20 protein-coding genes are annotated in these 25,407 nt (G+C 65.3%); 6 read left to right on the top strand and 14 right to left on the bottom strand.

The annotated features are described in order from the left end of the window. The first annotated feature begins 63 nt into the window (after positions 1-63). Complete coding sequence (locus tag KVX96_RS14045; RefSeq protein WP_261195165.1) at positions 64-186, top strand: hypothetical protein; 123 nt, start codon at positions 64-66, stop codon at positions 184-186. Between the two features lie 8 nt (positions 187-194). On the opposite strand, the gene KVX96_RS14040 is transcribed toward KVX96_RS14045, so the two are convergent. From KVX96_RS14040 to panC, 3 genes are all read right to left on the bottom strand, one after another. After that, positions 195-827 (bottom strand): hypothetical protein, encoded by a 633-nt coding sequence (locus KVX96_RS14040; RefSeq protein WP_261195164.1) that lies wholly within the window; start codon positions 825-827, stop codon positions 195-197. 198 nt (positions 828-1,025) lie between these two features. Continuing rightward, positions 1,026-1,835, bottom strand: a complete 810-nt coding sequence (gene panB / locus KVX96_RS14035) for a 3-methyl-2-oxobutanoate hydroxymethyltransferase (protein ID WP_261195162.1) — start codon at positions 1,833-1,835, stop codon at positions 1,026-1,028. 26 nt (positions 1,836-1,861) lie between these two features. Further along, complete coding sequence (gene panC, locus KVX96_RS14030) at positions 1,862-2,707, bottom strand: pantoate--beta-alanine ligase (RefSeq protein WP_261195161.1); 846 nt, start codon at positions 2,705-2,707, stop codon at positions 1,862-1,864. A 193-nt stretch (positions 2,708-2,900) separates the two neighbouring features. Here panC and KVX96_RS14025 point away from each other — a divergent pair, with 193 nt between their 5' ends. From KVX96_RS14025 to KVX96_RS14010, 4 genes are all read left to right on the top strand, one after another. Then, on the top strand, positions 2,901-3,269 hold the full coding sequence (locus tag KVX96_RS14025) for a hypothetical protein (protein ID WP_261195159.1): 369 nt from the start codon (positions 2,901-2,903) through the stop codon (positions 3,267-3,269). A 119-nt stretch (positions 3,270-3,388) separates the two neighbouring features. Continuing rightward, positions 3,389-6,004, top strand: a complete 2,616-nt coding sequence (locus KVX96_RS14020) for an FAD-dependent oxidoreductase (RefSeq protein WP_261195157.1) — start codon at positions 3,389-3,391, stop codon at positions 6,002-6,004. 182 nt (positions 6,005-6,186) lie between these two features. After that, on the top strand, positions 6,187-7,020 hold the full coding sequence (locus tag KVX96_RS14015; protein WP_261195156.1) for a hypothetical protein: 834 nt from the start codon (positions 6,187-6,189) through the stop codon (positions 7,018-7,020). Between the two features lie 281 nt (positions 7,021-7,301). After that, on the top strand, positions 7,302-8,627 hold the full coding sequence (locus KVX96_RS14010) for a calcium-binding protein (protein WP_261195154.1): 1,326 nt from the start codon (positions 7,302-7,304) through the stop codon (positions 8,625-8,627). A gap of 51 nt (positions 8,628-8,678) precedes the next feature. Here KVX96_RS14010 and KVX96_RS14005 read toward each other — a convergent pair whose 3' ends face one another. The 11 genes from KVX96_RS14005 to xdhA all read right to left on the bottom strand — a co-directional run bounded on the left by KVX96_RS14005 (position 8,679) and on the right by xdhA (position 21,583). Continuing rightward, on the bottom strand, positions 8,679-9,332 hold the full coding sequence (locus KVX96_RS14005) for a class I SAM-dependent methyltransferase (RefSeq protein ID WP_261195152.1): 654 nt from the start codon (positions 9,330-9,332) through the stop codon (positions 8,679-8,681). Continuing rightward, on the bottom strand, positions 9,332-10,417 hold the full coding sequence (locus tag KVX96_RS14000) for an NAD(P)/FAD-dependent oxidoreductase (RefSeq protein ID WP_261195150.1): 1,086 nt from the start codon (positions 10,415-10,417) through the stop codon (positions 9,332-9,334). The genes KVX96_RS14005 and KVX96_RS14000 overlap by 1 nt, the downstream gene beginning before the upstream one ends. After that, positions 10,414-11,352: an aldo/keto reductase gene (locus KVX96_RS13995; RefSeq protein ID WP_261195149.1), complete on the bottom strand. Its 939-nt coding sequence runs from the start codon at positions 11,350-11,352 to the stop codon at positions 10,414-10,416. Before KVX96_RS13995 ends, KVX96_RS14000 begins: the two co-directional genes overlap by 4 nt. Positions 11,353-11,393: 41 nt before the next feature. Continuing rightward, entirely contained in the window at positions 11,394-11,912 is a 519-nt protein-coding gene (locus KVX96_RS13990; RefSeq protein ID WP_261195147.1) for a DUF1993 domain-containing protein, read from the bottom strand. 250 nt (positions 11,913-12,162) lie between these two features. After that, the gene (locus KVX96_RS13985) at positions 12,163-13,236 is read right to left on the bottom strand and encodes a BMP family ABC transporter substrate-binding protein (RefSeq protein WP_261195146.1); all 1,074 of its coding nucleotides are present in this window, start codon (positions 13,234-13,236) and stop codon (positions 12,163-12,165) included. Between the two features lie 71 nt (positions 13,237-13,307). After that, on the bottom strand, positions 13,308-14,240 hold the full coding sequence (locus KVX96_RS13980; RefSeq protein ID WP_261195143.1) for an ABC transporter permease: 933 nt from the start codon (positions 14,238-14,240) through the stop codon (positions 13,308-13,310). Then, positions 14,240-15,325, bottom strand: coding sequence for an ABC transporter permease (locus KVX96_RS13975; RefSeq protein WP_261195142.1), 1,086 nt, complete (start codon positions 15,323-15,325; stop codon positions 14,240-14,242). The genes KVX96_RS13980 and KVX96_RS13975 overlap by 1 nt, the downstream gene beginning before the upstream one ends. A gap of 75 nt (positions 15,326-15,400) precedes the next feature. Then, positions 15,401-16,930 carry an ABC transporter ATP-binding protein gene (locus KVX96_RS13970; protein WP_261195141.1) on the bottom strand — a complete coding sequence of 510 codons (1,530 nt, stop codon included), beginning with the start codon at positions 16,928-16,930 and terminating at the stop codon, positions 15,401-15,403. Further along, positions 16,927-17,862: a xanthine dehydrogenase accessory protein XdhC gene (xdhC, locus tag KVX96_RS13965; protein ID WP_261195140.1), complete on the bottom strand. Its 936-nt coding sequence runs from the start codon at positions 17,860-17,862 to the stop codon at positions 16,927-16,929. Before xdhC ends, KVX96_RS13970 begins: the two co-directional genes overlap by 4 nt. Further along, the gene (gene xdhB, locus KVX96_RS13960; protein WP_261195139.1) at positions 17,862-20,183 is read right to left on the bottom strand and encodes a xanthine dehydrogenase molybdopterin binding subunit; all 2,322 of its coding nucleotides are present in this window, start codon (positions 20,181-20,183) and stop codon (positions 17,862-17,864) included. The genes xdhC and xdhB overlap by 1 nt, the downstream gene beginning before the upstream one ends. Then, positions 20,180-21,583 carry a xanthine dehydrogenase small subunit gene (xdhA, locus tag KVX96_RS13955; protein WP_261195138.1) on the bottom strand — a complete coding sequence of 468 codons (1,404 nt, stop codon included), beginning with the start codon at positions 21,581-21,583 and terminating at the stop codon, positions 20,180-20,182. Before xdhA ends, xdhB begins: the two co-directional genes overlap by 4 nt. A 295-nt stretch (positions 21,584-21,878) precedes the next feature. Between xdhA and dnaE the strand changes: the two genes are divergently transcribed. After that, a complete protein-coding gene (gene dnaE, locus KVX96_RS13950; RefSeq protein WP_261195137.1) occupies positions 21,879-25,400 on the top strand; it encodes a DNA polymerase III subunit alpha in 3,522 nt (1,173 codons plus the stop codon). The last annotated feature ends 7 nt before the right edge of the window (positions 25,401-25,407 follow it).

Below are 25,407 nucleotides of genomic sequence, written 5' to 3'. Positions count from 1 at the left end.
GCAGCGACGGAACGCCCGTGCTGGCCCGTATCACTTTCATGCGAATTGCGGGAGGCAATGGATATGAAAGCGATCATCTTGGCGCTGGCGATCATGGCGGGCTTTGGGCTGCAGGAATGGGGCTGTGTTGAGTCGAAGCCCGGGCAGGCGGCGGTGGTGCCGGGCGTGGCCACGCAACCTGCTTAGGCGCCGTACTACCTTGGCCAGTGGCTTTCGATGCGCTTGGCGTTCTGTTCCATCGCCATGCAGTCGATATATTCGTGGATGCGGTGATCCTGCCCCGGGTTGGCCTCGTCTGGCATCATCCAGCGCACGCTGCCCACGTGCTGAAACCCCATGAAAGGCGGCGGCACGTGGCAGACGGTATCGTCCACCCGGCAGATGTTGAGCACCCAGCCTGCGCCGGAGAAGCGCTTTTCGCCCCGGTTGGTGCGCGGCGAGGCAAAGGCCACGGTCGGCACGCGCAGCGAGGAGCCGACAATCTGCGCCGAGGCCGCGCCTAGCGAATGGCCGATGATGAACTTCGGCTTCAGTGGTTTGGCGAAGCTGAACACGGTTTGCGCATGTTCCAGAAACCCCGCATGCCAGACCGCGCCGCTGTCGCCATGGGCCACTTCGAACCCGTGGCCTTCGGTGCCGAAGACATCGAAATTAAACTCGAACCAGTCGGAAAACTCATTGGTGCCGGGGATCACCAGTGTGCCGTTCTTCAGGAAGTAAACCTGCACACCGCGGATATCGAGGCTGACCTGCACTTCAGCGGCGGCGGGATCGTAATAGATCTGGCGCATGGTTTCGGCGGCGTCGGAGAGTTTGAGCTTGGCCATAATGGGCCTCCCGTGATGATCAAAATACACAAATGAAAACCGCCAGACGTGTGTCCGGCGGCCTCATTCTATCACGGATTGAGCGTTTTCGCGCGCCTAGAGCGTTTCGGATTGACTTTGAATCGCTTCTTCGCTGCCTCTCCCTTCGGTCGAACGCGAAAAGCGATGCAAGATGTACCAGCTTAAATCCGAAACGCTTTACCGGTAGACTTCATCCTCGGTGGGGAAGCTGCGTTCGCGCACTTCCTTGGCGTAGGTTTCCACCGCCTGCTCGATCATCGGGCCCAACTGACCGTAAACCTTTACGAATTTCGGCGTCCATTCGTTCAGGCCCAGCATGTCTTCCAGCACGAGGATCTGCCCGTCACACTCTACCGAAGCACCGATGCCGATGGTCGGGATCGGGATCTGCTTGGTGATCTTCGCCGCCAGCGGCTCTACCATGCCTTCAAGCACAACGGCGAAGGCCCCGGCGTCGGAGACGGCCTTGGCGTCGGCCTCGTGCAGCGCCCAGGTGTCCTCGTCGCGCCCTTGCGTCTTGAAGCCGCCCATCACGTGGGAGCTTTGCGGGGTGAGGCCGATATGGGCCATCACCGGGATGCCGCGTTCGGTGAGGAAGCGGATGGTTTCAGCCATGCGCGCACCGCCTTCGAGCTTCACCGCGCCGCATTGGGTTTCCTTCATGATCTTCGCGGCATTTCGGAAGGCCACGCCGGGGCTTTCCTCGTAGGTGCCGAAGGGCATATCCACCACGATCAGCGCCTTCTTGGTGCCGCGCACCACGGCGCGGCCATGCATGATCATCAGATCGAGCGGCACGCCCACGGTGCTTTCCATCCCGTGCATCACCATGCCGAGGCTGTCGCCCACGAGGATGAAATCGGCGTGGCGGTCCACGATCGCAGCGGTGTGCGCGTGGTAGGAGGTGAGCGACACGATCGGCTCCCCGCCCTTGCGCGCGGCGATCTGGGGCACGGTGGTGCGGCGGATCTGGGTTTGCTTGGACATCTTGTTCCTTTCAGGCGCGCACCGCTTCAGGGAGCGGCGACGCGTTGGTCGATCAGCAGGATACCGCCAAACTCGGCGGAAATCATCAGGGCGACGGGGCCGGTGACGGGGCCGGCCAATTCCTCAAGGCTGTCGGGCGCGCAGATATCGACGGCTCGCAGCAGCGCGCGCGGTTCGGCCTCGATATGGGCGGCGACAGCGGCTTTCAGCGCGGCGATGGTTGTGCCCTCGCGCACCATGCGCTCGGCCAGATCCAGCGCCCGGTTCAGCACCACGGCGGCGGCACGATCCTCTGAGCCAAGCCGCACGTTGCGCGAAGACATCGCCAGCCCGTCCGCCTCCCGCAGGGTGGGGCCGCCGATGATCTCCACCGGCATATGCAGATCGCGCACCATGCGGCGGATCACGGCGAGCTGCTGGAAATCCTTCTCTCCAAACACCGCCACATCGGGCTGGATGATGTTGAAGAGCATTGTCACAACGGTGGAAACCCCACGGAAATGCCCAGGCCGCACCGCGCCATGCATCATGTTGGCGAGCCGCGTTGTTTCGACGATGGTTTCGGCATCGGCAAAGTAAACGTCCGCCACCTCGGGCATGAAGACGAGATCCACCCCTTCGGCGCGCAGAAGCGCCAGATCGCCCTCGGTGTTGCGCGGGTATTTCTCCAGATCCTTTGGGTCGCCAAACTGCGTCGGGTTCACGAAGATCGAAACCGCCACCACATCGGTCTCGGCCTTGGCGCGGCGGATCAGGGACAGGTGGCCTTCGTGCAGAAAACCCATCGTCGGCACGAGGCCAAGGCGCTTGCCGCCTTCGCGCAAGGTGGCCAGGGCGGCGCGGGTTTCGGCAACGGTTTGCGTGGTCTGCATGGTTTTGGCCCGTTGAGATGCGTCTGCGCCTACCTACCGCAGCGGGGCAGGGGGAAACAAGCGCGGCCCCGCGCTTGTGAGCGCAAACATGACGCCACGGGATTGCCGGGCGCGCTTCTCAAAACCGCCCGAATTGCGCGGCAGGATGTCTACAAGCAGCTTGGGAAAGGAGCACGCCTTGCGCATCGGTTTCATGGCACTTTTCGCGATCATCATGGGGTTCACCGTGGCGGGCGTGGATTTCTCGCGCCGTCAGGCGATGGCCGAGGCCGCGGGCGAGGCGTTTTCCGTGTCCGACTATGCCGCCCTGATGCGCGATCAGGCCACCAGCCGCTGGCAGGCGGCAGGGGCCGGGCTGCAGGAGCTGCGCGCAAAGAGCGAAGCGGCGGATGTGGCCGACGCCGCCGCCCCTGCGCCCGCCGCCGCAGCTGAAGTCGAAAAAACCAGTTTCTTCAGCCGCTTCGGCAAGGGCGCAGAGTCTGAGGCCGCCGTGCCCGCGCCGACGGTGTTTGCCTGCTCGTCTGAGCGCGGGTTCAAGTCCTGCAAGGCCGACAGCAACTGATCTTGGGAACCGCCGCTTCCCCCGCGTCGGTTTTGCGGGTTTTTCGGTCGGGCTTCTCTTTCGGCGCTCCCGCAGAATCTGCCATGATTTGCGCGAACGCCTGAAAGCAGGGAAAGCCTATGAAAACCCACGTGAAAGCATTGGTCGTTGGCGGTGGCGCCATCGGGGCCTCGGTTGCCTATCATCTGGCGAAAGCCGGGTGGGAGGATGTCGTCCTTCTGGAGCGCGACGAACTGACCTCGGGCTCCACGTGGCATGCGGCCGGGCTGCTTCCGCTGTTCAACATGTCCTACGCGACGACGCATATTCACCAGTATTCGGTGGAGTTCTACAAGACGCTTGAGGCGGAAACGGGCCTGAACGCGGGCTTCTCCATCGTCGGCAACCTGCGCATGGCGCAGAGCAAGGCGCGGATGGATGAATATATGGTCTACGCCACCACGGCCGAGACCTGCGGCGTGCCTTACCAGTGGCTGTCGCCCGCGCAGATCAAGGAGCGCTGGCCGCTGGTGCGCACCGAGGATCTGGAAGGCGCGATCTATCACCCCACCGACGGCTACATCAACCCGGCCGATGTGACGATGGCCATGGCCAAGGGCGCGCGCCAGCGTGGCGTTGAGGTGATCCGCAAGCGGCAGGTGGATGGCTACGAGTGGACGGGCTCTGAGTGGATCGTGCGCGGCCGGATCATGGTGGAGAAGGGCGGCAATCTTGTGCCGTCCGAGGAGACCTTCGAGATCCGCGCCGAACATGTGGTGACCTGCACCGGCAACCACGCGCAGCGCACCGCGCAGCTTCTGGGCATCAAGATCCCGGCCATTCCCGTTGAGCATCAGTTTATCGTCACCGAGCCCGATCCGGCGCTGGTGGAGTATCGCAAAAGCCACGGCGAGCACCCGGTTCTGCGCGATGCGGATGCCAAGTGGTATGTGCGCGAGGAGCGCGGCGGCTGGATCCTTGGGCCCTACGAGCGCAATGCGCCCGCGCGCTTTGAATATGGCGTGCCGGACAGCTTCCGCGCCGATCTCTTCCCGCTCGATCTGGAGCGGATCGAGGAGGAATACATGTCCATGATCCACCGGATTCCGTCGTCGGAAACGGTTGGTTTGAAAGACGATTTCAACGGTCCGATCTGCTACACGCCCGATGGCAACCCGCTTGTCGGCCCCGCACCGGGCCTGCGCAACATGTGGCTGGCGGAAGGGTTTTCCTTCGGGATCACGGCCGCGGGCGGCACCGGCTATTACCTTGCGCAGATGATGGTGGAAGGGGAGGCCGAAATCGACATGGCCTCGCTAGATCCCAAACGCTACGGCGGCTGGATGACGACCGAATACGCCGCGCGCAAGAACGAGGAATGCTACGAGCACGTCTACATCCTGCACCATCCGGATGAAGAGCGCGAAGCCTGCCGCCCGCTGCGCACCGCGCCCGCCTATGATGCGCAGGCCGCGCTGGGGGCGCAGTTTGGCTGCGTGAACGGCTGGGAGCGACCGAATTACTATGCGGTCGAACCCAAATCATCCGTGGCGCAAAGCGGCACGGATGGCGCCCGCCCCGCCCCCCAGGGCGGGCGCTCTGCGCCCCCCCACGGGGCAGGCGCCATCCTCGGTCAGTCCGAGGTGCAGCCGGTCCAAGGTTTCTCCGATCACGACAGCCGCTCCTTCCGGCGCGGCGGCTGGTGGGACTTCGCCCGTCAGGAGGCCGAGGCGATCCGCCATGGCGTCGGCCTAATCGACGCCACGGCCTTCACCAAACACACCGTCACCGGCGCGGGCGCGACGGCGTTTCTGGATTGGTTCACCTGCAACCGCCTGCCCAAGGTGGGCCGCATCAACCTGACCTATGCGCTTACCCAAGCCGGCACCACGCGCACCGAATACACCATCGTGCGCACGGGCGAGAGCAGCTACTACCTCGTCTCTGCCGGGGCATGGACGGCCTATGACGCCGACTACCTGCGCAAGGCCGCCGAGGATTTCATGGCCCAAAACGGCGCGCCGGTGGTGATCCAGGATGTCACCAGCCAGCACGGCGTTTTCGCCATCGCCGGGCCGAAATCCCGCGACGTGCTGAAAGAGCTGATCAAGGACGCCGACCCGGACACCGCGCTCTCCAACAAGCGCTTCCCGTGGCTCTCGGCACGCCAGATCGAACTGGGCATGTGCCCGGTGAACGCGATCCGCGTTGCCTATACCGGGGAATTGGGCTGGGAGCTTCACCACCCGATTGAAATGCAGCGTTACCTCTGGAACGCGCTTCTCGCGGCGGGCGAAAAGCACGGCATGCGCCTTGTGGGCGCACGGGCGCAGAACTGGCTGCGGCAGGAGAAAAGCTACCGCGCCTTCGGCACCGAACTGGGCCGCGACGCGACGCCTGCCGAGGCCGGACTCGACCGTTTCATTGACCTTGAGAAGGATTTCTTCGGCAAGGAGGCGATGCTGGCCAAGGGCATCCGCTCCAAATGCGTCACGCTTCTGGTGGATGGCCCGGCGGACGCCGACCCGTGGGGCCGCGAGGCGCTCTACCACGGCGATACGCGCGTCGGGCGGCTCACTTCCGGCGGTTACTCGGTACATTTCGGCAAATCCATCGGCATGGGCTACGTGAAACCCGAACTGGCCGAGGTGGGTACGAAGCTGAAGGTGAAGATGTTCGATCAGCTCTGGGACGCCGAGGTGGTGGAAGACAGCCCCTATGATCCGAAGAACGCCACCATCCGCGTGGATGGCTGAACGCCACGCGCCGCAAGGCTGATGCCGGGCGGCGCAGGCGCGGCCTTAACAACACGCCCCACGGTTTCGTGGGGCGTTCTTCGTTTGGCAGCACGGTTTTCTTTTGCAAAGCGCGCTTCTTCGCGGACACTTCCGGCCAAAGATACACAATAACAGGCGGCCCACCCGCCGAGGATCGAGCCATGACACCGCGCGCCGCCCCGTCAGACCAGAAAAATGCCCGCAAACTGCCTTGGCCGATCTTGGTGGCCTTTCTTCTGATCGCCGCTTTGGGCACCGCCTTCTACAAGGGCAACCCTCTGACACAGCAGGCAGAATCCTATGCCTCCGGCGTTGCCGGAGCCTCAGCAGGGATCTACGTCTCGCTGCGCACGCTCAATGCTTTCCTCTCCACCGCACAGGAGGTCGAGGTGGGCGGATCGCTTGTGGTGTCGGGCTCGGGCCAGCCGCTGCGCTGGCTGGAGCCGATCGACGACACCGTGGAGCGGATCGCCGGGATGGTATTTCTGGTCATGGTCGCCACGGGCGTGATCTCGGTGGCGGTCGGGCCGATTGGAGCGGTGGGCTGGGGGCTCGTGGGGCTCGCGCTTGCAGGCGAGGCGCTCAGGCGGCTGGCAGGGCGCGCAAGCCCGGCCAGCGTGGTGGAACGCACCCTGCTGCGCTACGGGCTTCTGCTCGCCGTGGCACTGCCGCTGGCCTATCTGCTCGCCGGGCTGATGGCGGACTGGATGACGGCCGATGTCTGGGCCGAGCACAGCGCCGTTGTGGCGCAGATCACGGCCCGGGTGCCGGACGCACAGCCCGGTACGGAAGCGGCGGAGGGCTGGCTGAAATCCCTGCGCGACGCAGGCGATGCGCTGGACCGCTACCAGCAGCTGGCCGAAGGTGTTTACGAGAACGCCGACGTGCTGATCCGCAGCTACCTGATGATCTTTTCGGTCTTCTTGTTCAAACTGCTCATCCTGCCCGCGCTTATCCTTTTCGGCATCGTGGCCGCGGCCCGCAGGGGTGGGTGAGCCCGCCGCCGATTCGCGCGGCGGACACGCAGGCAGAGCGGGCTGGCTGATCAGACCAAGAAACGAAGATACCCCAATTTCCCGTAGGGGTTGCGGCAACCCGTTTCCGCAACCTGAACAGTGGTGCCGCGTGCGGTGGGATTGTCGATAATCCGCGCGAGAAGCCGCTTTGCAGGGGAAAAACCGCCTTTCTCCAAGATGTTAACGCAAAATTAATATATGTTAACGCAGACGCCGCCACTCGGCGTGATGTGCAGAACAAGTATTTGAAAGGGATTCCCATGCCCGTCGTGCGATTCAACGCGGCCTCTAGCCTGCCGCTCTCCTCCGTCCTTACCGTTTTCGATGCGCTTGCCGGGCCTGTGTCATTCGGCGCGATCTCGGCCTCCGAGGTCAGCTTGTCGGCGACGTGGTTCCAGATCACGCTTGGCGGCACGGGCTTTGCCGCGGGCGATGGCGGGCTCGTTGCGGGCAACATCGAGGACATCACCGTTTCGCGCAACGGGACGGAAGAGTTCACGATCACGGGTCTGGCGCTGGGCGTTCAGGACTGGGCGGATCTTCTGACTGAGGAGGCCGGCGGCAACACCGGGGCGATCGAAGCCTACCTCCTTGCCTTGCCGTGGGAGTTCAATCTTGGCGGGGCAAATGATGTCCTGCTGGAAAGCGATGTCTCGGGCGACGGGGTACCGCTGAACCTGATCGGTGAGACAATCATCCGCGCGGGCAACGGGTTTGATCGGCTCTTTCTCGGCGATGGCAACGATATCGCCTTTGGTGAAGGGCAGGGCGATCAGATCTTCGGCGGCCTCGGCGACGATGTGATCGACGGTGGCAACGGCTTTGACAAGCTCTGGGGCGGCGAAGGCAACGACACGCTTCAGGGCGGCAATGGCAAGGACGTGCTGCGTGGCAACGCCGGGGACGACACCCTGCGCGGCGGTGCCTGGGACGACATGCTCTTTGGCGGCACCGGCAATGACTCGCTTCTGGGCGACCGGGGCAAGGATACGCTGGACGGCGGCGACGGGGATGATCGCCTGTCCGGCGGCGAATGGGACGATCTTCTGCTTGGCGGAAATGGCTCCGACGTGCTGTTTGGCGGCAAGGGCCGGGATTCCCTCTCCGGCGGCGATGGCGATGATCAGCTCTACGGCGGGGAATGGGACGACGATCTCGTTGGCAACAAGGGCGATGACCTTCTGGACGGCGGCGCAGGCCGCGATATCCTCTCCGGCCACGCAGGCAAGGATGTACTGCGAGGCGGGGCTGGTAACGATCTGCTCTATGGCAACAACGGCGACGACAGCCTCAACGGCGGTGCGGACAATGACATTCTCGCCGGCGGGGCGGGCAATGACACGCTGCGCGGCGGTGCGGGTGAGGATCGCTTCCTGTTCCGGGCCGGTGAAGGCGCGGATGTGATCATCGATTTCGAGATTGGCCTGGACGAGCTGAAGTTCGACGGTATTGCCGGCGGGATGGCGGGCCTGAGCTTTGCCGATCAGGGCAGCGATCTGTTGATCACGGTGGCCGGCGGGGGCAGCGTCTTGCTGGAAGGTTTGGCCGGAACGGCCCCGGCGGACATCGATTTCGTCTTCGGGTAAGGCGCATATGCAGCGGGGCCCTCGGGCCCCGCGCTTGGTTTCACAGGCCGCTCAGCCTTTCCGGCAGATCCACATCAGGTTGTTGGCGGGCATCTCGTGGCAGGCCTCAAGCGTGAACCCCCGCGAGGCGAGCCAGTTCTGCAGATCGCGCACCTGTTTGTAGCCCACGCCCGGATCGATCCCTTGAAGATGCATGTGAAAGGCGCGGTCGCCTTCGCTGGCGAAGCCCGATTCGCGCAGGAAAGGGCCGTAGAAGCAAAAGAGCCCACCTGAGTTCAGCGCCGCCGCCGCATGGGTGAGGATCGCCCAGCAATCGTCCTCGCTGATCAGGTGAAGCAGGTTCACGAGCAGGATCACGTCATAGGGCGCGCCCGCGTAAGGCGCGCGGGTGGCGTCGAGCCGGATCGGCGGTGCGAGGTTCTCGCGGCCCGATTCCGCGACCCATTGCGCGATGGAGGCAAGGCGGCTGTCTTCGATGTCACTCGGCTGCCAGTGCAGGCCCGGGTGCTGCGCGGCGCAGGCCGCGATGTGCTGGCCGGTGCCGCTGGCGATCTCCAGCGCGCGACCTGTTTCGGGCAGCACTTCTTTCAGAACGGCCAGAATCGGGGCCTCGTTCCGGCTCGCGGCGGGCGCGATGTATTGGCCGGGGGCCTCGTGAGGGCGGATGTTGCGATCATCGGGTTTGAGCCGGGGCCAGAATGCCATCAGGCACCTCCGAAGCGGTTGGGGGAGAGGGCAGCGGCCAGATCGGCGCCGACTTCGGGCACGCGTCCGGCGACGAGATCAGCCAGCAGGGCGCTATAGGCAGGGGCCGTCTGGAAGCCGTAGCCGCCTTGCCCGGCGCACCAGAAGAAGCCCGGCGCGGCCGGGTCCTCACCGATCACCAACTGCCTGTCGGGCGCGAAGCTGCGCAGGCCGGCCCAATTGGCCAGAAGCCGGGTGACGGGCAGGGTGACATGTGCCTCAAAGCGCGCGAGCCCTTCGGCCAGCACCATGTCGTCGGCCCAGGCGTCCATCGGCGGGGTAGGTTCTTCGTCGGCGGGGGAGACGATCAGCGCGCCTGCATCGGGCTTGGCATACCACGTTTCGCCGGGGCCAAAGAGCATCGGCCAGTGCGCCACGTCATGGCCATCGGGGGCAGGCAGGCGCGCCATGGAGCGGCGCAGGGGGGTGATGCCGACGGGTGCCACGCCTGCAAGGGCGGCGATCTGATCGACCCAGGCCCCGGCGGCATTTACGAGGATCTGTGCGCTAAACGTGCGTTCATCGGTGGTGGTTATATGCCATGTGCCACCGTCGCGCCGGATGGATGTAACCTCCGCCCCGGTGTGGATCTCTCCGCCATTGGCGCGCAGTTCGCGGGCGAAATTCTGCATCAGGCGGTCGGTGTCGATGTCCCAGGCGTAGGCGCGATAGCCTGCTTGCGTGATCACGCCGAGATCTAGAATGGGGATCATCGCGGCGGCCTCGGAAGGCGAGAGCGCGTCCATCTGCATGGTCTGGAGGTCGGCCTCGAAGGCGGCCTCTTCGCCCGCGCGAGCAACCAGCATCAGCCCGCGCGGTGAAAGCACACCGCCGTTGGCCTCGGCGTGATAGGCGCGGCTGGCCTGATTGAGCGCGATGGTGGTGGGCAGGCCGTAGGTTTCCTCGAACATCGCGGCGGAGCGCCCGGAGGCATGGTAGCCGAGCGCCGTTTCGCGCTCCAGCAGCATCACGCGCCCGAGGTGAGAGAGCCGCGCGGCGGAAGCGAGCCCCGCGATGCCGCCGCCAATAACAAGTATGTCGCTCATGCCTCCTCGAGCCGGTCCGTCGCCGGGGGCGGGGTGGGGGTGAGCGCGGAAAGCTGTGCATAGAGCGAGTCGTCCAGCGTCACCTCCTGCGCGGCGAGCGAGGGGGCGAGCTGCTCTGCGGAGCGGGCCGAGATGATCGGCGCGGTGACGCCCGCATGCCGCGCGACCCAAGCCACGGCGAGGCTGATGGCGGAAACCCCCACCTCCTGCGCCAGCGTGGACAGCCCTTGCGCGGCCTCGTGCATCCATTTCGGGGCGTAGCGTTCGGCATAGCGCTCGTCAGCGACCAGCCGACCCCCGACCCCTTGCGCGTATTTGCCCGTCAGCAGCCCGCCGCCCAGTGGCGAATAGGGCGCGCAGGCGATGGATTCGCTTTCGCACATCGGCAGAAGCTCCACCTCGGCCTGCCGTTTCACGAGGTTGTACATCGGCTGGATGATGTCGATCCGCGTGCCAAGGCGCGCGGCGATCGCCTGCGCCTTCATCACCTGCCACGCGGCGTAGTTCGACACGCCAATGTAGCGGATCTTGCCCTCGGCCTGCAGCCCGGCCATGACCTCGAAAGTCTCTTCAAGGGGTGTGCCATCGTCAAACCGGTGCAGGTAGAGCAGATCCACCATGTCCATGTCGAGCCGCTGGCGCGAGATGTCGAACTGCGCCAGCAGCGTGGCGCGATCGCAGCCGCCCACGTATCCGACCTTGCTGGCGATCAGCAGATCCTCGCGCTCGGCCTTGGCCAGTTGCCCGAGGATCGTTTCGGAGCGCCCTTCGGTATAGCCGTGGGCGGTGTCGAAGAAGTTCACGCCCGCCGCGCGGCAGGCGGCGAACATCTGGGCGCAGGCCGTTGCATCGGCGGTGCCGCCAAACTGCATGGCACCGAAGCAAAGCGCCGAAAGCGGCGCGCCGGAGAGCGGGGAGAGGGCTGGCTGTGTCATGCGGTATTGGTGGCAGAGCAGGCCGCGCTTGGGAAGGGGGATCAGATCCCGGTGCCTTGGAAGGCGAAGCCGGGCGGGTAGCTGTGGAAGCCGTCGAAATCGCCTTTGGACAGCGGCACCCCGGCGGCACGCAGGCCCGCATAGCCGGCGACGAGGTGGAAGAAGAAATTCGGCAGGGCGTAGTGCAGCAGGAAGGTATCGCCGCTTTGGGTGAGATCGGCCTCACCGGCGCGGTGGGTCACGCGGGTTTGGGCGGCGTTGACGAAGTCCTGCGGGGTGAGGGTGGCGAGCCAATCTCCGAGCAGGGCGCTGCGGTGCAGGAGCGTTGCGGCGTCATGCGGGCCTTCGGGCAGGTCGGGCGCTTGTGTTCCGGTGAGCGGTGTCAGAGCGCGGGGTACGTAGCCCTGTGCCGTGTGCAGGTTCTCGCCCGCCGAAAGCATGCCGGGCATAAGGCGGAAAGTGAGCGCGTCCGGCGCGCCGTCGTAGGCCAGCAGGGCGGGGATGCGGGCCACAAAGCGAGCGTAGACGGGAACAGAGGCGGCATAGAGATCAGCAGGCATGTGCGGAGCCTAGAAGGGCGGCAGAGGTCGGGCAAGCGGGTGTTGATGTTCAATGCTCTTTCTTGCCCGGCACCGCCGGGCTGCGCCTGCCTGCCCCTCGGCAGGCGCATTCGCGCCCGCCCAGGCAGGCACAGCCCTCAGGATGAATGTGGACCTTTTAAGGTGCGATAGGTCCGGCGTTCTGATCCTCTGGACAAAAGAAAAAGGGCGCAGCCGAAGCCGCGCCCTTCTGTCTGTCGTGTCGATCCGATCAGTTCGGGATCTCGGCGGTGATGCCTTCCACGTAGAAGTTCATGCCGAGCAGCGTGCCATCGTCAGCCACTTCGCCTTCGGCCAGCCAGTCGGAGCCGTCCTGCTTCTTCAGCGGGCCTGTGAACGGGTGGTATTCGCCAGCCGCGATCGCGTCTTTCATGGCGAGCGCTTCGGCTTTCACGTCGGCCGGAACGGCGTCGGAGATTTCACCGATGCCGACCATGCCCGGGCCGATGCCGTCCCAGGTGTCGGTGCTTTCCCAGGTGCCATCCAGCACGGCCTGAACGCGGGCCACGTAGTAGGGGCCCCAGTTGTCGATGATGGAAGAGACGCGCGGCAGCGGGGCGTATTCGCCCATGTCAGAGGCCTGACCGAAGGTGATCACGCCACCGGCTTTTTCAGCGGCCGCCTGCGGCGCGGTGGAGTCGGTGTGCTGCAGGATCACGTCCGCGCCCTGCTCGATCAGAGCGGTGGCGGCGTCGGCTTCCTTGGCCGGGTCAAACCAGGTGTAGGCCCAGATGATGGAGAACTCGACGTCCGGGTTCACCTTCTTGGCGTGGATATAGGCCGAGTTGATGCCGCGGATCACTTCCGGGATCGGAAAGGATGCGATGTAGCCGATCTTGTTCGTCTTCGTCATCTTTCCAGCGATGTGGCCCTGGATGGCGCGGCCCTCATAGAAGCGGGCGGAGTAGATCGACACGTTGTCGGCGCGCTTGTAGCCGGTGGCGTGCTCGAACTTCACATCCGGGAATTTCTCGGCCACGGCGATCGTCGGATCCATGTAGCCGAAGGAGGTGGTGAAGATGATGTCTGCGCCAGAGAGCGCCATCTGAGTGATCGCGCGTTCGGCGTCAGCGCCTTCCGGCACGCTTTCCTGATAGATCGTCTCGACCTTGTCGCCGAGCGCTTCTTCCACGGCCTTGCGGCCCTGATCGTGCTCGTAGGTCCAGCCGCCGTCGCCGACGGGGCCCACGTAGATGAAGCCGGCCTTGACCTTGTCTTCGGCCACGGCGGTGCTGGCCAGACCGATGGCCATGGCAGCCCCGGCAAGCAGGTGGGTGAGTTTCATTGAATGTCTCTCCTTGTTGAGTCTTTTTTCATGTGTTGGCGAGCAGATCGCATAAGGATGTGTTTATCCGGTTAAGAGGACGCGTGGAAGACACGCCCGAGCGCCGCCGGCGCATTCAGCGCCGCGCGCCCCTTGCCCGAAGACATGATCACAAGCACGAGGATCGTTATCAGATACGGGCTCATGGACAAGTATTCGACAGGGATCGCGAGGCCGGCGGCCTGCAGATTGAGTTGCAGCACGGTGACGCCGCCGAAAAGATAGGCACCCAGCAAAACGCGCCACGGCTTCCAGCTGGCAAAGACCACGATGGCAAGCGCGATCCAGCCCGCGCCGGCCGTCATGCCTTCCGTCCATTGCGGTACACGCACTAGGCTCAGGTAGGCCCCGCCCAGCCCCGCGCAGGCGCCGCCGAAGGCGATGGCGGCCATGCGGATGCGGATCACCTTGTAGCCGAGCGCATGGGCGGCGTCGTGGTTTTCGCCCACCGCGCGCAGCACGAGCCCAAGGCGGCTGTACTTCAGCAGCGCCCAGACGCCCGCCACGATGGCGAGGCTGACGTAGACCATCAGGTCATGGGAGAAGAGCACCTGACCGAGCACCGGGATGTCGGACAGCAGGGGGATGTTGAGCTTGTTGGTTGCCGGGGGTTTGATGCCCACATAGCTCTGGCCCAGAAGCGAGGAGAGCCCGAGGCCGAAAAGCGTGAGCGCAAGCCCGGTGGCGACCTGGTTTGAGAGCAGATACTGCGTGAGGAAGGCGAAGATCAGCGAGAGCAGCGCGCCGCCAAGCGCGGCGCAGAGAAAGCCGAGCAGGGGGCTGCCGCTTTCCACCGCGATGGCGAAGCCGCAGATCGCGCCGGTGATCATCATGCCTTCGACGCCGAGGTTCAGCACCCCGGCTTTCTCCACGACAAGCTCGCCAATTGCGGCCAGCAGGATGGGTGTGGCCGCGACCATGAGCGAGGCGAGCAGCACGAGCGGGTTGATGGCGGACAGGTCCATTACGCGGCCTCCGGTTTGGCAAGGCGGATGCGGAAGTTCGTCAGAACATCCACCGCGAGCAGGAAGAACAGGAGCATCCCCTGAAAGAGCTGGATCGCGGCGGCGGGCAGGCCGAGCATGAGCTGGGCCAGTTCGCCCCCGATATAGGTGAGCGCCATCAAAAGCCCTGCGAGCAGGATGCCGATCGGGTGCAGGCGGCCAAGGAAGGCGACGATGATCGCGGTGAAGCCGTAGCCCACGTTGAAATCGATGCTGATCTGCCCGGCAGGTCCGGTGACTTCGAACATCCCCGCCATACCGGCAAGCGCGCCGGAGATACCCATGCAGATCAGGATCAGCCGCGTGGGCGACACGCCGGAGAAGCGCGCGGCGCGCGGGCTCTGGCCGGTGACACGGATCTGGAAGCCGAGCATATGGCGGCTCAGCAGCACATAGGCGAAGATCACCGCGATGAAGGCCGCCACGACGCCCCAGTGCATCCCGGTGCCCTCGAAAAGCTCCGGGTTGGAGGCGGCGGGGAAGCTGCGGAAGTTGCGGCTGCCGGGGAAGCCGCCGCCGTCGGGGTTGCGCAGGAGCCCCAGCGCCATGGAGGCGAGAAGCTGTTCGGCCACGTAGACGAGCAGCAGCGAGACAAGGATCTCATTGGTGCGGAAGTGGGTTTTCAGCACCGCCGGGATCATCGCCCAGGCCCAGCCGCCAAGGGCTCCGGCCAGCACCATGGCCGGGAAGATCAGCCGGTTTTCCGTCGGGTAGAAGGCAAGGCCAAGCGCCGCGCCGCAGATCGCGCCGATGATGTATTGCCCTTCCGCGCCAATATTCCAGATCCCGGCGCGAAAGCCGAGCGACAGCCCGATGGCGATCAGGATCAGCGGCCCGGCCTTCACTAGAAGCTGCGGGCGGGAGTAGCTTGCGAACTGCGCGTTGAAGAGCGGATCCCAGAAGATCGTGCGGATCGACTCAAACGGATCCTTGCCGAGGATGGCAAAAAGGATGCCGCCCGCGATCATGGTGAGCAGCACCGCGAGCAGCGGGGTGACGTAGGTCCAGGCCTTGGACGGGCTGGGGCGTTTTTCGAGCCGGATCACAGGGTGGCCTCCGAAGGGAATAGAGTTTCATGCCTCCGGCGGGGATATTTCCGGAACAAAGTAAGGAGCGCGCGCTCAGACATGGGCGGTCTCCATATCGTGGGCGCCGCCCATCATCAGGCCAATCTCGTCCACGGTGAGCCCTTTGGCGGGGCGCGGCGCGGTGAGGCGGCCTTCGTTGAGCGCGGCGAAACGGTCCGAGATTTCCATCAGCTCGTCGAGATCCTGGCTGATCACCACGATGGCCGCGCCTTCGGCGGCGAGATCCAGCAGCGCCTGCCGGATCGCGGCGGCGGCGGAGGCATCGACGCCCCATGTGGGCTGGTTCACCACCAGAACCTGCGGTTTTTGCAGGATTTCCCGGCCGATTACGAATTTCTGCAGGTTGCCGCCGGAAAGCGCCCGTGCGGCGTTTTCTGGGCCGGGGGTGCGCACGTCGAAATCCTTGATGATGCGCTCGGCAAAGCCGCGCGTCTTGGGCCAGTTGACGAAGCCGCTGGTGGCGAGGCCTTCGCGGATCGCGCCGGTGAGCAGGGCGTTTTCGGTCAAGCTCATGTCGGGCGCGGCGGCGTGGCCGAGGCGTTCCTCCGGCGCGGCCAGCACGCCGAGGCGGCGGCGGGCATTGGGGCCGAGTTGGCCGATGGGCTGGCCTTTCACCGTGACGGCTTCCGCCGGGGCGCGGACTTCGCCGGAGAGGGCGGCGAGCAGCTCGTCCTGCCCGTTGCCGGCGACGCCGCCTATGCCCAGCACTTCGCCGGCGCGCACCTCGAAATGCACGTTCTTCAGCGATGTGCCGAAAGGGTTGGCGGAGGCGACTGACAGCCCGGCCACCTTCAGCAGCACCTCGCCGCCTTCGCTGGCTTCGCGCGTGGGGACATGCAGGCTGGTGCCCACCATCATCTCGGCCATGTCGCGGGCCGACACCTCACGCGGGATGCACTCGCCCACCACCTTGCCAAGGCGCAGGATGGTGGCCGCATCACAGAGCGTGCGGATCTCTTCGAGCTTGTGCGAAATATAGAGGATCGCTGTGCCTTCCGCCGACAACTTGCGCAGGGTTTCAAAGAGGATGTCCACCTCCTGCGGGGTGAGCACGCTGGTGGGCTCGTCCATGATCAGCAGGCGCGGATCCTGCAGCAGGCAGCGGATGATCTCGACCCGCTGGCGCTCGCCGGCAGACAGATCGCCCACCAGCCTGTCGGGATCGAGCGGCAGGCCGTAGGTCTCGCTCACCTCGCGGATGCGCTGGGCCAGCGCGCGCTGCCCCGGCGGGTTCTCCATGCCAAGGGCCACGTTCTCGGCCACGGTAAGCGCCTCAAAGAGCGAGAAATGCTGAAACACCATCGCCACGCCCGAGGCCCGCGCAGCGCGCGGCTCCGCGGGGGTGAAGGCGCGTCCGTTGAGCCGCATCTGGCCGCTGTCTGGCTTCACCAGCCCGTAAATCATCTTCACCAGCGTCGATTTCCCGGCGCCGTTTTCGCCAAGGAGCGCATGCACCTCGCCGGGTTTGATCCTGAACGAGACATCGTCATTGGCCACGACGCCCGGGTAGGCTTTCGTGAGCCCGTCGATCTCGATCAGGTAGCTGTCTGTCCCTGTGGTCATGCAACGTCCTTCGTGGCGTTTTGCTGGTTTTGGCGCTTCAATAGCGCAGCGGCAACGGAGACCGCAATTGCTTGTGGATGTTTGCCAAGGGCGGGATCGCCGATGGGGCATTCGATGCAGTTTATGGCGGCTTGCGGGTGGCCGAGGGTGGCGAGCCTTTTGCGAAAGCGCGCCCATTTGGTGGCCGATCCGATCAGGCCGATGCGGGAGGCGCTTTGCGTGAGCAGCGCGTGGCAGAGCTCCAGATCCAGCGCGTGGCTGTGCGTGAGCACGAGGTGTTGCGCCTCTTGCGGTGCATGTGCCACGAGGCGTGTGGGATGCGCGGCGATCAGGCTTTCGGTGCCTTCGGGGAGCGGATCGGGCAGGCGCGCGGAGTCGATGTCGATGAGCGTGGGGGCGAACTCCGGCAAGGGGGCCAGCACAGCCGCGATAGCGCGGCCCACATGGCCGCCGCCGTAGATCCAGACGGGCAGGGCGGCGCGGCCCATCGGCTCGGCCAGCCAGTGGCCGGAGAGCGTGACGGGTACGGGATCGCCGCTTGCCGCATGGCGCTGGGCGAGGCGTGTGAGGCTTGCGGGGCAGGGCTCGGTGCCAAAACTGCGCTGGAAGCTCGGCGCGGCGTCGGGCAGGGTGGCGGCGTCAAACACCTCATAGGCCAGCGTCACCGCGCCGCCGCAGCATTGGCCAAGGGCCGGGCCGAGCGGCTCGTGGCGCAGCCAGCGCGCGCCGGGCTCAGAGAGGCGCGCGCGGGCGCGGGCGGCGGCCTCATATTCCAAAGCGCCGCCACCGATGGTGCCGCTCTGCCCGCCTTCCCAGACGATCATGGCCGCGCCAGCCTCGCGCGGGGCGGAGCCTTCCGCCTTCGCCACCACCACGCGCACCACACTCCCGTGGCGGGCGATCTGGTGGGCAAGGGCGGCGCGGTCAAACATCACGCAATCCCCTGCTGGCGGCGCACGGCCATGAGGAGGCGCTCCGGCGTGGCCGGGGCATCGAGCGCCACATACTGGCTGCCATCGCCGCAGGCGGCCACGGCATCCGACAGCGCCATCAGCACCGAAATGCCAAGGTTGAACGGCGGCTCGCCCACGGCCTTGGAGCGGTAGATTGTCTCTTCCGGGTTTTCGCCCTCATAGAGCGCCACGTTGAACAGGCGCGGGCGATCGGAGCAGGCGGGGATCTTGTAGGTCGAAGGCGCATGGGTGCGCAAAGCGCCCTTGCCGTCCCAGACGAGTTCCTCCGTGGTTAGCCAGCCCGCGCCCTGCACGAAGCCGCCCTCCACCTGCCCGATGTCGAGCGCCGGGTTCAGTGAAGCACCCGCGTCATGCAGGATGTCGGTGCGCAGGATGCGGTTTTCACCGGAAAGCGTGTCGATCACCACCTCGGAAACCGCCGCGCCATAGGCGAAGTAGAAGAAGGGGCGGCCTGCGCCCTTGATGCGGTCCCACTCGATCTTGGGCGTCTTGTAAAAGCCCGTGGCCGAGAGGCTCACGCGGTTCTCATAGGCCAGTTTCGCCACCGTCTCGAAACTGTAGCGCTCATGGCCCACGATGACCTCGCCGCCTTCAAAACGCACGGCCTCGGGCATCGTCTGGTGACGCTCGGCCAGCAGCGCCGCCATGCGGCCCCGGATCGTGTCGCAGGCCGCCTTCACCGCCATGCCGTTCAGATCGGAGCCTGAGGAGGCCGCCGTGGCCGAGGTGTTGGGCACCTTGCCCGTATCCGTGGCGGTTATCTTCACCTTCTCCACCGAAACACCAAAGCGGCTCGCCGCCACCTGCGCCACCTTCAGAAACAGCCCTTGCCCCATCTCGGTGCCGCCGTGGTTCATGTGGATAGAGCCATCCTGATACACATGCACCAGCGCGCCGGCCTGGTTGAGGTGGGTGAGCGTGAAGCTGATGCCGAATTTTACTGGCGTGAGCGCAATGCCGCGCTTCAGGATCGGGCTCTGCGCGTTCCACTCCGCAATCGCCGCTCGCCGCGCCGCATAGTCCGAACGCACCGCCAGATCCGCCACCAACTCGCGGATCACCGAATCCTCTACGACTTGCCCGTAAGGCGTCGTCTGCGCGGCCCCTTCCGCCTTCATCTTGGCTGAAATATCCCCGCCGGAGGCATAAAAGTTCTTCTGACGCACCAAAAGCGGATCCAGTCCCAGATCGGCGGCAATGTGATCCATCACCCGCTCGATCCCGACAATCCCCTGCGGCCCACCGAAGCCGCGAAAGGCGGTGGCGGATTGGGTGTTCGTCTTCAGCCGGTGCGAAGTGATCCGCGCCGACGGCAGCAGATAAGCGTTATCTGCGTGCAGCATGGCGCGGTCGGCCACGGGGAGCGAGAGATCCTGCGCCCAGCCGCAGCGGGTGTAATGGGTGAACTCCACCGCCAACAGGCGGCCCTCGGCGTCAAACCCGGCCGTGTAATCGATGCGGAAATCGTGGCGCTTGCCGGTGATGACCATATCGTCGTCGCGGTCATAGCGCATCTTGCAGGGGGCACCTGTCAGGCGCGCGGCCACGGCGCAGGCCACGGCGAGCGCGTTGCCCTGGCTTTCCTTGCCGCCAAAGCCGCCGCCCATGCGCCGCGTCTCGACGCGCACGCCATGCATGGGCAGGCCAAGCGCGTCGGCCACCTTGTGCTGGATCTCGGTCGGGTGCTGGGTGGAGGAATGCACCAGCATGTCCCCGCCCTCCTGCGGCAGGGCCAGCGCGGCCTGACCTTCGAGGTAGAAATGCTCCTGCCCGCCGATCTCGATCCGCCCTTCCACACGGCGCGAGGCGGCGGCGAGGGCGGTGTCCACATCGCCCTTCGTGTAGATGCGGGGGCCGTCTTCAAAGCGGCTGTTGGCCTCCATCGCGGCCTCGACCGTCAGGATCGCGGGCTTTTCGGCGTAGCTGATCTGGCCCAGCCGCGCCGCTTTGCGCGCCTGCAAATGGCTTTCGGCCACCACGAGGAAGATCGGCTGCCCGAGGTAGTGCACACTGCCGGTGGCCAGCAGTGGCTCGTCATGGACAGAGGGCGATACGTCATTGGCGAAGGGCAGATCCTCGGCGGTAAGCACGGCGACAACGCCCGGCGCTTCCCGGACCTTCGTCAGATCCAGCCCGGTGATCGTGCCATGGGCAATCTCGGACAGGCCAAAGGCCAGATGTAGCGTGCCACGCGGTGTGGGGATGTCGTCCACGTAGCGGGCGGTGCCGGTGACATGCAGCGCGGCGGTATCGTGCGGGAGAGGCTTGGCGACGCTCATGCGGAGACCTCCAACACATTGGTGGCCACGCCCTGATCCTCGTGGAAATAGCGCAGGAGCATGTTCTGTGCGGTGGCAAGGCGGTAGGCCGCCGAAGCACGCATGTCGCTCATCGGGGTGTAATCGGCGGCAAAGGCGGGCAGCGCGGCCTGCACGGTGGCAAGGCTCCACGGCTGGCCGAGCAGCGCGGCCTCGACGTGGCTTGCGCGTTTCGGCGTGCCGGCCAAGCCGCCAAAGGCGATGCGCGCTTCATTAACGGTTCCGGCGTCAACAGTGAGATTGAAACAGCCACAGACGGCGGAGATGTCCTGATCGAAACGCTTGGAAAGCTTGTAGCATTTCAGCCGGTCGGGCTGGGCGGGCAATGTGATGGCTTCCACAAATTCGCCCGGCGCGCGATCCTGCTTGCCGTATTCAAGGAAGAAATCCTCCAGCGCGAGGCTGCGGCGGACTTCCCCTTTGCGCAAATGCAGCGTGGCCCCAAGCGCGATCAGGGCCGGGGGTGCATCGCCGATGGGGGAGCCATTGGCGATATTGCCGCCGATCGTGGCGCGGTTGCGCACCTGCGTGGAGGCGAAGCGGCGCAGCATCTCGGCGAAATGGGGGTGGCGGGGCGCGATGGCTTCGCGGAGCGCCGCGAGCGTGACGCCCGCGCCGATCCGCAGGCCATCGGCGCTTTCTTCGATCTGTTGAAGATCGCAGCAGCCGTCCAGAAAGGCGATCTCGTCCAGATCGCGCATCTGCTTGGTGACCCAGAGGCCGACATCGGTCGCGCCTGCCACCAGCGTGGCGTCTGGGTGGGCGTCATACCACGCTGCCAGTTCGTCGGCGGAGGCGGGCAGGAAGGCGGGGGGCTGGCTGCCCCCCGCACCCCCCGCGGATATTTCCGGAACAAAGTGGGGCAGGGCGTTGGTATCTGCCTTGGCCCAGCCGGTGTCGGCCTGAGCACTTTCGGCGGCGCGGATGATCGGGGCGTAGCCGGTGCAGCGGCAGAGGTTGCCGGCGAGCACGTCATCATGGGCGGTGTCGCCCGTGGCCTGAGCGGCGGCAAGCGAGGCGACGATGCCCGGTGTGCAGAAGCCGCATTGGCTGCCGTGGCAGGCGACCATGGCCTGCTGCACCGGGTGCAGCGCGCCGTTTTCGCCTGTAAGCCCTTCCACGGTGCGCAGGGCCTTGCCGTGGATCTGCGGCAGGAAGGTGATACAGGCGTTGATCGCCGCCGGAGTGCCGCCCGCGTCCGTCAGGATCACCGTGCAGGCCCCGCAATCGCCTTCGTTGCAGCCTTCTTTCGTGCCGGTCAGCCCGCGCTGCTCGCGCAGCCAGTCCAGCAGCGTCATCGTTGGCGCCACCTCCGGCAGGGCGACGCTTTCGCCGTTCAGAAGGAAGGATATGGCAGTCATGGAGCCCACCGCCGCTGTCTGTGATCCTCTTCCCCCGGGCCCGATGCGGCGTAAAGCCCTTGGAGATGTGCCCTGCGGCGCGTGCAGGCTGCCATATCAAAGCCTTGGCAGCGGGTTCTGGCAAGCGGGGAACTTTCGCCGATTTGGCGAAAGTGCTTAACCTTTGCGCAGCGCGGAAATATTGGGCGCTGGGCGCGATTTGCGCAAGGCTTTGCGCCATTCGCTGCCTGCGGGGCAGCCGCTTTGCCCTGCGAAAGCCGTTTCGCGCCCGCGCGGCTTGCGCTAGCTTGCGGCCATGACGACGACTCCCTCCTTCATTCACCTGCGTGTCCACACCGAATATTCGCTTCTGGAAGGCGCGGTGCCGGTCAAGAAGCTGCCCGATCGCTGCGCCTCTGCCGGCATGCCCGCCGTGGCGATCACCGATACCAACGCGATGTTCGCCGCGCTGGAATTCTCGGTGACGGCCGCCGGAAAGGGCATCCAGCCGATCATCGGCTGCCAGGTGGATGTGGCCTATGATCCGCCCGCGCCCGGCGAGAAGCCGCGCGAGCCTGCGCCACTCGTTCTGCTCGCGCAGAATGAGGAAGGTTACGAGAACCTGATGAAGCTCTCCTCCTGCCTCTACGTGGATGCCGGTGGAGAACTGCCGCAGGTAACGGTGGAGGAGCTTGAGGCCCATGGCGCGGGGCTGATCTGCCTCTCGGGCGGTCCCGAAGGCGCGGTGGGCAAGCTGCTGCAGGCCGGGCAGCGCCCCAAGGCCGAGGCGCTGATGAAGCGCTTGGCCGCGATCTATGCGGGCCGGCTCTACGTGGAACTGCAGCGCCACCCGGGCGAGGGTGGGCTATGCACCGAAGCCGAGCGCGCCACCGAGCGCGGGTTCGTGGAGATGGCCTATGGGATGGGCCTGCCGCTGGTCGCGACAAATGACGTCTACTTTCCCAAGGCCGAGATGTATGAGGCCCATGATGCGCTGATCTGCATCAAGGAAGGCGCTTACGTAGATCAGCAGGAGGCCCGCCGCCGCCTGACCCCGCAGCATTACTTCAAAAGCCCGCAGGAGATGGCGGCGCTGTTTGCCGACCTGCCGGAGGCGATTGAAAACACGGTGGAAATCGCCCGCCGTTGCGCCTTCATGGCTTACCGGCGTGATCCGATCCTGCCGAAATTCGCCGATGACGAGGTGGCCGAACTGCGGCGTCAGGCGAACGAAGGCCTGCAGGCGCGGCTCAAGGTGATCCCCCATGCCGCCAGCGTGGAAGAGTATCAGAAGCGGCTCGACTTCGAGCTCGACATCATCGAGGGCATGGGCTTTCCCGGCTACTTCCTGATCGTTGCGGACTTCATCCAGTGGGGCAAGGATCACGACATCCCCGTGGGCCCCGGCCGGGGCTCGGGCGCGGGCAGCCTCGTGGCCTATGCGCTCACCATCACCGACCTTGATCCGCTGCGCTACAGCCTGCTGTTTGAACGCTTCCTGAACCCCGAGCGGGTCTCCATGCCCGACTTCGACATCGACTTCTGCATGGACCGCCGCGAGGAGGTGATCCGCTACGTGCAGGAGAAATACGGCCGCGACAAGGTGGGCCAGATCATCACCTTCGGCGCGCTACTCTCCAAGGCCGCCGTGCGTGATGTGGGGCGTGTGCTGCAGATGCCCTACGGGCAGGTGGACCGCCTGTCCAAGCTGATCCCGGTGGAGGGGGTGAAGCCTGTCTCCATCGCGCAGGCGCTTATCGACGAGCCGCGCCTGCGGGAAGAGGCGCGCAACGAGGAAGTGGTGGAGCGGCTGCTGACCTACGGCCAGCAGGTGGAAGGCCTGCTGCGCAATGCCTCCACCCATGCCGCGGGCGTGGTGATCGGGGACAGGCCGCTCGACGCGCTGGTGCCGCTCTATCAGGATCCGCGCTCCGACATGCCCGCGACCCAGTTCAACATGAAATGGGTGGAGCAGGCGGGGCTCGTGAAGTTCGATTTCCTTGGCCTGAAAACTCTCACCGTGATCCAGAACGCCATCGAGCAGATCCTGAAATCGGGCCGCCCGATCCATGTGGCCGCCGATGGCACCCAGCTCTACGAGCCTGCCGAAGGCGCGGAGAACCAGATCAACGCCATCCCGCTGGATGACGAAAAAACCTACAAGCTCTACGCCGAGGCGCGCACCGTGGCGGTGTTCCAGGTGGAAAGCTCGGGCATGATGGATGCGCTCAAGCGCATGAAACCCACCTGCATCGAGGACATCGTGGCGCTGGTGGCGCTCTATCGCCCCGGCCCGATGGAGAACATCCCCACCTATTGCGAGGTGAAGAACGGCCAGCGTGAACTGGCCTCGGTGCACCCGCTGATCGATCATATCCTCGAAGAGACCCAGGGCATCATCGTGTATCAGGAACAGGTGATGCAAATCGCGCAGGTCATGGCGGGCTACAGCCTTGGCGGCGCGGACCTGCTGCGCCGCGCCATGGGCAAGAAGATCAAAGAGGCGATGGACGCCGAGCGCCCGAAGTTCGAAAAGGGCGCAGCCGAAAACGGGGTGGACAAGAAGAAGGCCAGCGAAGTCTTTGACCTTCTTGAGAAATTCGCCAACTACGGCTTCAACAAATCCCATGCCGCCGCCTATGCGGTGGTGAGCTACCAGACGGGCTGGCTCAAAGCCAATCACCCGGTGGAGTTCATGGCGGGCGTCATGAACTGCGATATCCACCTGACCGACAAGCTGGCGATCTACGCCGAGGAAGCGCGCAAGGATCGTGATCGCGAGGGGCTCGGGCTCGAAATCCTGCCGCCCTGCGTGAACCGCTCGCTTGCCACCTTCAGTGTGGCCGAGGGCAAGCTTGTCTACGGGCTCGGCGCGCTGAAAAACGTCGGCAGCGAGGCGATGCAGATGGTGGTGAAGGGGCGCGGCGAGAAGCCTTTCGCCACGCTCTTTGATTTCGCCCGCCGGGTGGATCTGAAGCGCGTCGGCAAGCGCCCGATGGAGATGCTGGCCCGCGCCGGGGCCTTTGACGAGCTGGACCGCAACCGCAAGCGCGTCTTTGACAGCATCGAGGCGCTTGTGGCCTATTCCGCTGCCATCCACGAGCAGCGCGCCTCTAGTCAGGTCTCGCTCTTTGGCGAAGCCGGGGAGGATCTGCCCGAGCCGCGCCTTGCGGCCACGCCGGACTGGCTGCCCGCCGAGCGGCTCACCGAGGAGTTCAAGGCCATTGGCTTCTACCTCTCCGGCCACCCGCTCGATGATTACATGCCCGCGCTCAAGCGCAAGAAGGTGCTGACGCTTTCGGAGCTGGAAGAGCAGACGAAGAAGGGCGGTGCGATGATCGCGCGGCTTTCCGGTGCCGTGGCCGGGCGGCAGGAGCGCAAATCGGCCAAGGGCAACCGTTTTGCCTTTGCGCAGCTGTCTGACCCAACAGGGGCCTATGAGGTCACCATTTTCTCCGACACGCTGGAGGCCAGCCGCGAGTATCTGGAGACCGGCTCCAAGGTCGTCGTGACGGTGGAAGCCACGGTTGAGAGCGATCAGCTGAAGCTTCTGGCACGCGCGGTGCAGCCGATCGACAGCGTGGTGGCCGATGCCGGCAGCGCCGGGTTGAAGATCTTTCTGGAGGATGCCACGGCTATCCCGACGGTTGCCAATCTTCTGGACACAGCCGCGCAGGACAAGCAGGCGCGCAGCCGCGGACCGGTGAATTTCTGCCTGATTCACCCCGATCTCCCCGGCGAGGTTGAAATCTCGCTCGAACGGCTCTATCCCGTGAACCCGCAGATCAAGGGAGCGATCAAGAGCCTTGGGGGGGTTCTGACGGTTGAGGAAATCTAGCACCATC

The sequence above is a fragment of the Pseudoruegeria sp. SHC-113 genome, assembly GCF_025376885.1.
Taxonomy (GTDB): domain Bacteria; phylum Pseudomonadota; class Alphaproteobacteria; order Rhodobacterales; family Rhodobacteraceae; genus Pseudoruegeria.
Note: the sequence above shows the minus strand (reverse complement) of the source record. Positions and strands in the feature narration are given on the sequence as shown.